This is a genomic window from Yersinia bercovieri ATCC 43970 (assembly GCF_013282745.1).
GTDB lineage: Bacteria > Pseudomonadota > Gammaproteobacteria > Enterobacterales > Enterobacteriaceae > Yersinia > Yersinia bercovieri.
In genome coordinates, this window is record NZ_CP054044.1 from 1,730,870 (window position 1) to 1,742,889 (window position 12,020).

The window sequence follows — 12,020 nt, forward strand, 5'->3', positions numbered from 1 at the left end:
ATGCATTTTTATATTTTCCTATTTTAGATCAATTTCAGTCTATGCTTTGAAAAAAAACAGGGATCTAGTTGTAGAATATCTAAAATGAGCGGAGACTTGTGGTAGTTGAATTTAACATGAAAGAAACACAATGCATCAAAAAATAGAACACGAATAGGATTTTTCTTGTTATTTAATTTAGTTTGTTTTTTATACTGATGCACCAAGCTATTATTTGCTATCAAGCTGTTTTACTTTTTTAATAACAATTGTTTACTACATCTTGACCGTTTTTTGTGCTGAGATTATATCTCGACGCGATGTCGGCTTGGTGTAAACAAGGCTTGCAGAAGCGTGCCCAAAAATGATACTGATTTATAACGTGGACGGCTGGCGGGAGGCCGTACCATAAGCTCCATCAACTATAGCCCCGTATTTAATGATTAAGTATTCCATTTGAAATGCTTGGTAACTTGCATTTCATGGCATGCTTTGAGGGATTTTTAGGGTATGAAAAGTGTAAAAATAGGTCTGGCCTGGCAAATACTCATTGCGTTGGTATTAGGTATTTTGGTTGGTGCGATTCTACATAATCAAATTGAATCCAGAGAGTGGTTAGTTAGTAACGTTTTAAGTCCGGCGGGCGATATATTTATCCGCTTAATTAAAATGATTGTTGTCCCCATTGTTATTTCAACCCTGATCGTAGGGATTGCCGGTGTGGGTGATGCAAAGAAACTCGGGCGCATTGGCCTGAAAACCATCATCTATTTTGAAGTTATTACGACTGTCGCTATTATTGTCGGGATCACCTTAGCGAATGTGTTCCAGCCGGGGCATGGCATTGATATGTCGGCACTGACAGTAGTGGATATCTCTCAGTACGAAAAAACCACGGAACAAGTACAAAGTGGTAGTCACAGTCTGGTGAGCACTATTTTGTCGCTGATCCCAGCGAACGTCTTTGCTTCCATGGCGAAAGGCGATATGTTGCCGATTATTTTCTTCTCAGTATTGTTTGGTTTAGGGCTATCTTCATTACCAAAAGAGACCAAAGAACCACTGTTGAATGTGTTTAAAGCTGTTTCAGAAAGCATGTTCAAAGTCACACACATGATAATGCGCTATGCGCCTATCGGGGTATTTGGCTTGATCTCGGTGACTGTAGCCAATTTTGGTTTTGCCTCACTCATTCCTCTCGCCAAGTTGGTTATTCTGGTTTACGCCGCTATTCTCTTCTTTGCTTTAGTGGTACTGGGCACCGTGGCAAGATTGTGTAAATTGCGTATTTGGATCTTAATTCGCATTCTTAAAGATGAGCTGATTCTAGCCTATTCTACCGCCAGCTCTGAAACCGTGTTGCCGCGAATTATTGAGAAAATGGAAGCCTATGGCGCACCTAAATCCATCACCAGTTTTGTGGTGCCGACAGGTTATTCATTTAACCTCGATGGTTCTACGCTATACCAAAGTATTGCCGCCATCTTTATTGCCCAGTTATATGGTATTGAACTCTCCATCGGGCAAGAAATTATTTTGGTACTGACCTTAATGGTGACGTCAAAAGGCATTGCCGGTGTCCCTGGCGTATCTTTTGTTGTCTTACTGGCAACATTAGGCAGCGTGGGGATCCCATTGGAAGGTTTGGCCTTTATTGCCGGTGTGGACCGTATTTTGGATATGGCTCGAACGGCGCTGAACGTGGTGGGTAATGCGTTAGCGGTACTGGTTATTGCCAAGTGGGAACACCAGTTTGACCATAAGAAAGCCAAGGCATATGAAAAAGCGCTATTTGCACCGAAGCAGACACCTGTTAGCCAAGGTTAATATCAGGCGTGCATCAGTTAACGAATCATTGGTTCATTAAGTTTCGCACGATGCTGCTCGGCAACGACCCCCCCTACCAGAGTAATGCTGATAGGGGGTAATTGTTTTTTGCCATCTATATTGCACTCGTTAAGTTGCCGTAATTATACATTTAATCCTAAACGATATGACCAATGAATAAGCTCGGCTACTTTGTGCACATCCAGTTTTTTCATCATATTAAGCCGATGAGTCTCAACTGTTTTTTGGCTGATCGAAAGTCGGTCCGCAATAATACGATTACAGGCACCTTCGGTAATTAGTTTTAGAATTTGCCGTTCTCGTGGCGTGAGAATGGGTTGGTTGTTCTCGGTATCTTGCGACAGTTTACTCACCAACTCGCTATTTAGCGCAGGATCAATATAGCGCTTCCCCGCTGACACTGTTTGAATCGCAGCCATTAGAATCTGCTGCGAGCTTTTCTTTAAAACATAACCTAGCGCTCCACTGCTTAATGTTCTGCTGGCGTAATGCTCCTCATGACGTGCTGTTAGTGCCAAAATCTTCATGGTTGGCCAGCGGCGAAGAAGCTGAATAATTACATCAAGACCATCCATACCGGGTAGACCTAAATCAATAATTGCCATATCTGGCTCAGCCTGACGACATAAATTATAGACGTCTAGCCCATTTTCCGCCTGACCGACAATATGATAGCGCGGATAAGCCGCGAGCATATTTTTAATCCCATTAATAATCAGTTCATGATCGTCGACGATCAGTAATTTCGTTTTCATAAAGTCCTTCCTTTTACCTGATGATTGAAATGGAGTCGTAGGAACTCCTAAGCTAATAACGAATGAATTATCTCGTCCAGGCGAGTGAGATCTTGCTGTGTAATGGTCTCCTTGGCTTCAATGGCTATTTCCAGTTGAATGGCTGCATTTTGTAATTCAATAAGCCCCGCTTGACCGGCGCAGCCTTTTAGCGTGTGGATGATGTGCGATAAGCTGGGAATATGAGTGAGAGATTCGCTTGCCTGCTGCACCAGCACTTTTAGCGACTGAGATAATTTCAGACGAAGCAAGTTATCATCCACATTTAATAACGGTCTGGGGATTGAGATGTGTGGGGAGAGAGTGATATCGCGCTCAAGTTGAAATTGTGCTGCCAGATCGAGCACTTCTGCCAATTGGCAAATAGTGATCGGTTTAGAGAGATAGTGGTTCATCCCCGCTTGATAGGCCTTTATTTTTTCGTCAGGGTTAGTATTGGCACTCAGTGCCGTTATCATGCAGCGATTATCACGATTAATTATATCCTCACGCCAACAGCGGGTGGTTGTCAGTCCATCCATACCCGGCATACGAATATCCATTAATACCAGATCAAAACGTTGAGTTTGACCAAGATGCAGTGCCACCTCACCACTCTCGGCCAATGTGACTTGGTGCCCCAACTGCCGGAGCATCATACCGGTAATATCACGATTCGTTTCTGCATCATCGACCAGCAATATAGACATATGCCAAGGTTGCAGTGGAAGTTTTTGCTGTATCTCATGCACAGATAATTCGGGAGAATTCTGGTCGCTCAGGTACTTTTCTACTTTGGTATATAAGCGGCCTGGTAGATAGTTCAGCTCTTTATCAGTAAATGGCCCCGACGGCGAGAGTAAAGACTCATTATTTTCTGGTAAGCAGGTAATACCCCAGGCAGATAATTGCGGGTGTAATGACGACGGTGCGCATAATTCGCCTTTAAAAGGCTTGGCTGGGGTTATCCCCTGATACGGCAAACTTAATGTGAAACGGCTACCCTGACCTAATTGACTGAACAGCGTAATTTCCCCCCCCATCATTCTTGCCAGATTATCTGCAATTGTTAGCCCTAAACCAGTGCCATGCCGATGGTCACACGTTTGGACAAAGGGGCTGAATATCGCCTGCTGATGCTGTATATCAATGCCACAGCCAGTATCTTCAACAGTGAAACAGAGATGTTTGTCTTGACGTTCGATATTAAGACTAATATGACCCTGTTGAGTAAATTTAATGGCATTGCCCAATAAATTAATCAGAATCTGTTTTAATCGTTGGCTGTCTAATTCAAGTGATAGAGGGACGTCTGAGCTGACATAAGTAGAGAGAATCACTGATTGACTCAATACTTGGCTATGAACCGCCAGCATGGCCTGATCTAATAGAGGTAATAGCGCCGTTTTCTCCTGAGATAACGTCATTTGACCCGACTCAATGCGAGAGAAATCCAAGAGATTATTGATTATTGCCAATAGCGATTGTGAACACTGGCGAGCTGTCTCCGCCAACTGATATTGTTCAGTGGTTAGAGTCGTATTTTGCAATAATTCAACCGCGCCTAAAGCCCCATTTAGGGGGGTGCGAATTTCATGACTAATAGTGGTCAGATGCATGCGCTTGCGGCGGTTAGCTTGCTCGGCAGCCTGCTTTGATTTTGCCAGCGCCAGGGTGCGTTTCTTGACTTTCATTTCCAGTGTGTCGTATTGCTCATTCAGTGCATCTAGTAAGTGATTGTAAGCACAGGCAATTTGTCCTAACTCATCCATGCGCTTAACGGGCAAACGCGGCTCCATAGTTTTTGGGCCCGTGGCCGCCATAATATTAACGAAGTTCCAGAGGGGAATTGCCAGGTAATAACGCAGCAATAATGAAAGCACTAGCGTGAGTAACAGCAAAATAGCGAAGGCAAAGGGCAGTTGATGTAAGGCGGGCTTGGCCGCTTCCCAGGCAAAACCGACTCTGGGATATATCACTAATTGTTGCCAACCAGGGCCTTTTAACTGCGTTCTCAAGACTAAATAATCTGACGTCTGCTGCCAGCCATCATGTAACTGAATATTTTTTAGCTGGCGAACAATGTCATGTAATTGACTTAACGGTATATTCTGTTGGGATATTGGTAATAACTCGCCATTTTTATCCAGCCATATATTAATGTCCCGTTGTCCTATTGGTTGATTATCAGTGAATAATTCATTTAGTTTTAATGAAAAACCGGCTAATGAGCCTTTTTGATCACATGCGGCCACAGAAACATGCCAGCCATTTTGCGCAGAATAAGTCGGCATACCCCAGAAAATATTGTCGTGACTCGGGAATATTGGCAGTAGAAGCAACTCCTTCCGTCGCTGACTCAAATAATTAATGGATACAGATTGTGGTCGGAATAGGGTGATTCCATTTTTGCTATTAATGGTAAAACTGTCGAGATAATAGGTTTGACCGGAATTGCCGTAAGCTTGAGTGATGGGGTAATTATGCCTGGATTGGATAACACTACAGTTCCCTGAGCTAAAAGGGACGCTGTTATCTGTATCACTCTCTAAGTGGGGAATCGGGAGCCGCCAGATCGACTGATAGCTTATCTGGTGGTTGATTAACGATGCGGCATCACGTTCAGCCCCTTCAAATTGGTAATTGCTTAAATCTGCACGTAATGACGCCATATGTGTTAATTCATTCACCAGTCGTTGACGTGTATCCTCATATGAAAAAAATGCCGTAGCCGAAATCGAGATTAACCAAATGGCCATTAATGTGATGCCCAGTATGAGTGTCAATCGAGTGACGAGTGATGATGAATTGTCCATGATGATGTATTGCCCATAAAGTCACCTAACTGTTTTTTTTAGTACGCCACAGTCAAAATTTGATATCAAGAATTACACTGAATTCATCATTCCTCGTTATGGATTCATTTAATTATAAAAATGAAATTCAGGTTTTCGCCTTGTGGCGAATAGTGATATACAGCGGATAATAGAACTGTAGTAATGCAGGAGTTATTGTCGATGCTGGAAATTTTTAAAGTGCAGCCTTTAATTAATGATATCAACTTATCAGATATTAATATTATTCACTTTACCTTAAGAGGCATTCCATTTAAGGCAATGGATTATAAGCACTCAATTTGTATTGGTGTTTTTTTTATAGACAGAAAAATGATATCTGATGCGACTATTCGATATATCACCCTTATGTTGGTATCTCTTGAGGAGCTGCAAGACTTTGCCTTGCAGCTTAGTGATGGTTATTGGTGGCTATGGGGCCGATATACTGCCGATGAACGCGGCACCCTTGATGAGAAACATCAGGCGCTATCGATAAAGTTAGAACAAATACATTCAATTATTCAGCATCTTAACTCTTTGGTTACCAAAGTTAACTCACCCAAAACAGATGTTTCATTGAAACCGATAAGAAAAATATGAGGGTGAATTTATGAAAAGAGTGGCAGGTTCAATATTACTTTTGTTCGCGTCACTGGCCCAGGGGCAAGAGATCCCTTGGCAAGGTGAGTCTTTCTTTATTTATAGCCGGAGTATTGCCGTTTCTGACCTACTAAAAGATTTAGGGATAAATTATGGTATTCCGGTAGTGGTTAGCCCGGAAATAAGTGAACACTTTAGTGGGAAAATCCGTGATAAAACTCCAGCGGAGATACTGTCTGAGCTAGCCGGGTTGTATAACATTACCTGGTACTACGACGGAGACATTCTCTATTTTTACAAAGCCCAGTCCATTCGACGGGAATTTATATCGCCCGATGGGTTATCGACCAGCACGCTGATAAAATATCTACAAAGTAGTGGTGTTCCGGCGGCTAAAAATTGTGTTGTCAAAGCGGTTTCTCGCCTTGGTGCCATTGAAGTGACGGGGGTTCCTATCTGTATTGAGCGCGTGACCACATTGAGCAGAATGCTTTCTGCACAAATTCGCAGTCAAAATGAAAATAAAGAAACGGTGTCCGTCTTCCAACTAAAATATGCCTCTGCGGCGGACTCAAGTTATCAGTATCGTGATCAACAAGTTAAATTACCGGGCTTGGTCAGTGTGTTACGGGAAATGACGATGGCCAATAATTTGCCGCTGGTGGGTGGAAAAGGACAAACAAATTCGCCGATCAGCACCCCACTCTTCTCAGCAGATCCTCGGCAAAATTCCATTATTGTTCGAGATCGTCAGGTCAATATGCCGATCTACCGCAGCTTAATTGCACAGTTGGATCAGCGCCCAATTCAAATAGAGATCTCGGTGACCATTATTGATGTTGATGCCGGGGATATCAGCCAACTGGGTATTGACTGGTCAGCGTCTACGTCTATTGGCGGGGCAGGAATTTCATTTAATAGTGGATCGGGGAGTAGTGGCACGGGCAAAAATAGTGCTGATGGATTCTCTACTGTTATTGGTGATACTAGTAACTTTATGGTGCGCCTGAATGCCTTACAAAAAAACTCCCGTGCCAGAGTTTTATCACAGCCTTCGGTGGTGACCCTGAATAATATTCAAGCGGTTTTAGATAAAAATGTCACCTTTTATACCAAGCTACAAGGTGACAAAGTCGCCAAACTTGAATCAATTACATCAGGATCACTATTGCGGGTCACGCCGAGAATGATTGATGCGGACGGTGAAAAAGAGGTGCTGCTCAATCTGAATATTCAGGATGGGCAACAACAGGCACCGATCAGCAATAGCGAGCCGTTACCAGAAATACAAAACTCAGATATCTCGACCCAGGCCACGTTACGTGTCGGGCAAAGTTTACTCTTGGGTGGCTTTATTCAAGACAAGCAAATTGAATCGCAAAATAAGATCCCTTTGTTGGGTGATATCCCGTTATTAGGCGGATTATTCCGCAGTACGGATAAGCAATCTCACAGCGTTGTTAGGTTATTTTTGATTAAAGCGGTGCCAGTTAATACGGGGGAGTTATATGACCGTAAGCTATAAACTCCGTCTATTAAATGGTGAACTTAAAGGGCGTGAACTGAGACTCCCTGAGGGGAAATTTACACTGGGTGAGCAGGGCTGTGATGTGCTATTGCCCCTACCGCAGGGAGAAATATTGACGTTGGTCATCAGCGAACACCAAATAATGATGCAGGTCGCTGGCGAGGTGTGGGTTAATGGTTTCCGACATAATTTGCAGCAAGCACTCCCGCTAAAACAGGCGATCGAAACCTCCGGATTGATATTGGTCCTCGGCGAGGAAAATGACGTTTTAAGTGGCGTTAAAATTACTCCTCGGGCTGGAGCGCACTTATTGCTGTGGTTATCGGTAGTGACATTAATCCTATTGTCACTGCTACTCATATTGATCTTTTGGGTTATGCAGCAACCTAAAGAACTGCAAGCTTATTTTACCCCAGATATGCCGACCCAACTCTCTGAACAGTTAAAAAAACCGGCTTTACAGGGTGTAAAAGGAAGTTGGCTCTCAGATGGTAGCGTGATGCTGAGTGGTCACTGTACATCCTCTTCCGCGATTATTAATTTGCAGAACTTCTTGGTGTTAAATCATATTGTTTTTCAGAATCAGTTAGTTTGTGATGACCACTTAATCACCAGTATCAACGATGTATTGCATCAGTACGGCTACCAAGATGTTGAGGTTAAAATAGGCGAAAAATCTGGGGATATTATTCTCCATGGCTCGATTGAAATGGGGGCGCAATGGCTAGATGTCCAGAAAGCGTTGGCTAGTGTCGCAGGATTAAAGCGCTGGAAAGTTGTTAATACTCACGATGGACAAATTTCGCTATTAGTTGAGCGCTTAAAGAAGCTGGGGCTGTTAGGTTATCTCAGCATGAGACAAAGTAATAACGAGGTGATCATCAGTGGTGTATTGTCACCTGATCAACAGCAGCAATTGATGAATATGCTGGAAACCCTGGCCCAGCAGCAACCGGATTACCTTGCGGTGAGATATCAGAATATCCCCATTTCAGATCAAACTGAGCAGCTACTCCCTGCCGGGATTGTCAGTTATGGCGGAAACCGCCATTCAGGTTTTGTGCAACTGGCGAATGGCTTGCGTTTGCAACAAGGAACGATGCTGGCAAATGGTTATAAAGTGATTTTTATCGGCGAGCAGGGTATATCACTGTTAAAAGCTAACCAATTAATCCACATACCAATGGGTTTTTAAGAATAGGGGAGTAAGCGAATGCAACATATTACTGAGTTGGAAGATGATATTAAGTCTCACTCCAAAAATATTCAGCAAAAGAAAGAATTATTGAGAAAAGAAAAGTTAATTATTGACTATCAATTATCTCTACAGCAAACACCGGATAACTATAAATATCTTAATAACGTAAAATTGGCGCTGGATAGTGCTGAAATCATCATTGATACATTGTCTATTCGTTATAATAATTAAATTTCTTTTCCATGATTGTTTTTTAAAAAAATAATGTAAATCTAAAAGACAGACGGAAATGGATAGTCCAGAATAAATACATGGCTTAATGTATATATAAAGGAGTGTTCTATGAATGAAAATGATCCTATTCAGTATATGCTAATTGATCTTCAAGGAAGATATAATAAGTTATATTCTGATTTTGGTAAACTCAAAGACTACCAACAGCAAATTGAGCTATTAAAAGAGCGGGCTAATAATGATATTAGCGCACGGGAAATATTATACCGCCTAGATGCTGCCTTTCCGAATGGATTGGCGCAGGAAAAAACAAAAATGGCGGGCTGTATTTCACAAATGGCAATACAATTTAAGCAGCTGGAGACACAACTTAAAAATATCAACTCAAGTGAAAACCTGTAGTTAATAATCCCCTCCTCTGCTATTTATTTTTTGAAGATTGGAGAGTATATATGTCAACTATCAATCAAATATCTATCCCAAAATATCTTTCAACTCATGCGGCCAAGTCATCTGGTGATGACGTCATAAAAAGCTCCTCTCCTTATGCCAGTAATGATGATTCTGACGATATTTTTAGTCTGGCTTTTAACGTCCTCTACTCATTTCTTGATGTACTTCGTAACCTTGCCTCGACTGATTTTAAAGGGATGCAGGCCCGCTCAAAATATGCCCGTGACGTACAAGATAATGCTAATCAGGTCGATGAAGTGATTGCTAAAGCCTCGAAAGGTGATGATAAAACCCGAGAGCCACTACCTGATTCAGTTATTAAATTTATGCGAGAAAATGGCATCAAAATTGGTGGTGTGAGTATCGATGATTATTTAAATAAGAATGGCCCATCATTGGATAAAGGGCAATTAGCGGCAGTGAAAGCGGCATTAGATAACGAGAAGACCAGTGCGACCGACACCATGACTCAAGATCAGTTGCAATTACAGAAATTGATGCAGAGTTATAACGTTTGCGCTAATAACATCAGCACATTGCAAGCAGGCTTAAAAGATTTACTGATGACTATTGCCCGCAGTTTCTGCTAATTAGGAGTGCCGTTATAGGGATAATAGTCTTAAGGACGGTGTGAAATGAATATTCAACCAAGTGATGCAGTGCTTAATTTTATGCGGCGTGGAGGTTCGCTGCATATGCTGGCTAATATGGACCCACAAGATCTGGCGCTGCTCTATGAATATACCGTACAGCTTTGTCAGGGAGGGGAGTTCGACAGTGCCAAGCGATTATTAAATTTGCTGGTCCGGTTTGACCATTGGAATTTCGCTTATTGGATGACATTAGGTTTGTGCTATCAACAAACCGCTGATTTTTATCAGGCAATTTATTGTTTCAGCCGTGCAGGACAGATACAGATAGATAATCCACGCCCATCTTGCTCGGCAGGAGAGTGCTATTTAGCCTGTGGTAATGCCGCTTATGCTGAAAAAGCTTTCCGAGCAGCATTAAATTGGTGCCATACCAACCCAAAGTTGGCGCATATAAAGCAACAAGCTGAACGAGGCCTGGCCGCTTTATTACTGGAGGTGCGACATGACTAACCCTATTTCATTAAAAACAGCTCCGACGGTTGATGGGGCCATAGCAATAACAGGGAAAACTACACCTATATCACCGGCTACTATGCCCGATTGGCGAGCAATCGCGGGGCTGCCGCCATCAATGGAGACGAATATAACCTCAGCCAAAGTGACGCAACAAAAAGCCCAGGCCGCATTGGATCGTTTACTAGTTGCTTTGCCACAATCCGCTACAAAAAAAGAGGGGGAGAACCGATTATACCTCGATCGACTCGCGAGCACCGATATGCAGCTGATTGTTGCGATGGCGGGCAATTTGAATCTGGGCGTTTTTTCCGATTTGTGTAAATCAATTGGCAAACAGATGGAACACGCCGCAGATGTGCAAACTTTTCTGCGTGATAAACGTGTTGCCGACTATCAACAACAGATTGATAAAGCTGTCGAACAGGCCGATAAAGCCAAAAAAGCCGGAATTTTCAATGCAGTATGCGATTGGATTGTTGGCGCAGTTGAGGTGATTTATGGCGCAATCAAGGTTGCCGAAGGGGTGTTAACCGGTAATCCGGTGGCATTGGCCTCTGGTGCTGCCTATCTGGCGGCGGGCACCGCCGGTTTGGTCAAAGCGGCGGCGGAAACAGCGATGCTATTAGGGGCATCGAAAGAGAAATGCCAGGAAGTAATTGATGTTGCAGGAAAAATACAGCTAGGTTGTGAATGTTTTGCGATGGCAATTGATCTGCTTCAAGCTGGTCGCGCTATCAATGCAGCCCGCGTAGTCACCAAAGGCACTGGCGATGTGCTGAAAGCGGGTAGCAGTGAAGTGCTACTCGATGCGATTAAGCGAGGTGTTGGCGAAGAGGTTGAGCAGTTGGTCGAACAGTTTGCTAAGGATGTCAGCAAGCAAGTTAGCACTGAAGTGGCCATGCAGGCGGGGGGGTTGAGATGGCTGAGGCCGGTGACATGGCTTCAGCTGCGGCGAAACAGGCTATCGAAACGGAAATGACTCTGGTGCGCAATATCACCAAATCATTTACTCACGCAGGTGTAGAAAAGTTGGTGGGGGATGCCACCAAAGCATTGGTGGAGCGGGTGATCAAGAAGGGTATCATACTGACGGCAGAAGAGTTTGAACAGCAATGTACCAAAGCTATTATGAAAGAAATGGTCAAACAAATAATAAAAGATGTCACGACTTCACCATTACTGATTCTTCAAAAATGTACTCAAGGCGTCAATCAAATAAATAGTGGGCAGTTGTCTATTCAAAAAGCAGATCTGCAAAAAGAGATTGAACGGTTACTGCTTAATCAGGAGTTCACCCAATTTATGGATGATTGGGTAGAAAAAAATAAGCAGCGACAAACGACACAGTTAAAAGATATTTCTCATGATGCACAAGAAACAGTGAGTCAGTTAAACGATAACATTCATCAGAACGGGATGTTACAAACAAAAATTGCCAGTTCATTGATCTAATGGAGGTAG

12 protein-coding genes are annotated in these 12,020 nt (G+C 42.9%); 10 read left to right on the forward strand and 2 right to left on the reverse strand.

Annotated features, from left to right (window positions below):
- The first annotated feature begins 489 nt into the window (after positions 1-489).
- Positions 490-1,806: a glutamate/aspartate:proton symporter GltP gene (gene gltP, locus HRK25_RS07770; RefSeq protein ID WP_005278192.1), complete on the forward strand. Its 1,317-nt coding sequence runs from the start codon at positions 490-492 to the stop codon at positions 1,804-1,806.
- A 143-nt stretch (positions 1,807-1,949) separates the two neighbouring features.
- Here the strand turns inward: gltP and HRK25_RS07775 are convergent, their stop codons facing one another.
- Both HRK25_RS07775 and HRK25_RS07780 read right to left on the reverse strand, forming a co-directional pair.
- Positions 1,950-2,582 carry a two component system response regulator gene (locus HRK25_RS07775; protein ID WP_005278190.1) on the reverse strand — a complete coding sequence of 211 codons (633 nt, stop codon included), beginning with the start codon at positions 2,580-2,582 and terminating at the stop codon, positions 1,950-1,952.
- 47 nt (positions 2,583-2,629) lie between these two features.
- Positions 2,630-5,416 carry a two component system sensor kinase gene (locus tag HRK25_RS07780; protein ID WP_005278187.1) on the reverse strand — a complete coding sequence of 929 codons (2,787 nt, stop codon included), beginning with the start codon at positions 5,414-5,416 and terminating at the stop codon, positions 2,630-2,632.
- Positions 5,417-5,617: 201 nt separating this feature from the next.
- On the opposite strand from HRK25_RS07780, the gene HRK25_RS07785 reads away from it, so the two are divergent.
- The 9 genes from HRK25_RS07785 (at position 5,618) to sctE (HRK25_RS20430) (ending at position 12,011) form a co-directional block, all read left to right on the forward strand.
- Complete coding sequence (locus tag HRK25_RS07785; RefSeq protein WP_099460594.1) at positions 5,618-6,037, forward strand: hypothetical protein; 420 nt, start codon at positions 5,618-5,620, stop codon at positions 6,035-6,037.
- Positions 6,038-6,047: 10 nt separating this feature from the next.
- Positions 6,048-7,562, forward strand: coding sequence for an EscC/YscC/HrcC family type III secretion system outer membrane ring protein (locus tag HRK25_RS07790; protein WP_005278173.1), 1,515 nt, complete (start codon positions 6,048-6,050; stop codon positions 7,560-7,562).
- On the forward strand, positions 7,546-8,760 hold the full coding sequence (sctD, locus tag HRK25_RS07795; RefSeq protein WP_032898689.1) for a type III secretion system inner membrane ring subunit SctD: 1,215 nt from the start codon (positions 7,546-7,548) through the stop codon (positions 8,758-8,760). The genes HRK25_RS07790 and sctD overlap by 17 nt, the downstream gene beginning before the upstream one ends.
- 18 nt (positions 8,761-8,778) lie before the next feature.
- The gene (locus HRK25_RS07800; protein ID WP_005278165.1) at positions 8,779-8,994 is read left to right on the forward strand and encodes an EscE/YscE/SsaE family type III secretion system needle protein co-chaperone; all 216 of its coding nucleotides are present in this window, start codon (positions 8,779-8,781) and stop codon (positions 8,992-8,994) included.
- 111 nt (positions 8,995-9,105) lie between these two features.
- On the forward strand, positions 9,106-9,399 hold the full coding sequence (locus HRK25_RS07805; protein ID WP_005278163.1) for a hypothetical protein: 294 nt from the start codon (positions 9,106-9,108) through the stop codon (positions 9,397-9,399).
- Between the two features lie 50 nt (positions 9,400-9,449).
- Positions 9,450-10,040, forward strand: a complete 591-nt coding sequence (sseB, locus tag HRK25_RS07810) for a type III secretion system translocon protein SseB (protein WP_005278161.1) — start codon at positions 9,450-9,452, stop codon at positions 10,038-10,040.
- 45 nt (positions 10,041-10,085) lie between these two features.
- Entirely contained in the window at positions 10,086-10,553 is a 468-nt protein-coding gene (locus HRK25_RS07815; protein ID WP_005278159.1) for a SycD/LcrH family type III secretion system chaperone, read from the forward strand.
- Positions 10,546-11,538, forward strand: coding sequence for a type III secretion system translocon subunit SseC family protein (gene sctE / locus HRK25_RS07820; protein WP_254451375.1), 993 nt, complete (start codon positions 10,546-10,548; stop codon positions 11,536-11,538). Before HRK25_RS07815 ends, sctE (HRK25_RS07820) begins: the two co-directional genes overlap by 8 nt.
- A 5-nt stretch (positions 11,539-11,543) precedes the next feature.
- Positions 11,544-12,011 carry a type III secretion system translocon subunit SseC family protein gene (gene sctE, locus HRK25_RS20430; protein WP_254451376.1) on the forward strand — a complete coding sequence of 156 codons (468 nt, stop codon included), beginning with the start codon at positions 11,544-11,546 and terminating at the stop codon, positions 12,009-12,011.
- Positions 12,012-12,020 lie beyond the last annotated feature (9 nt).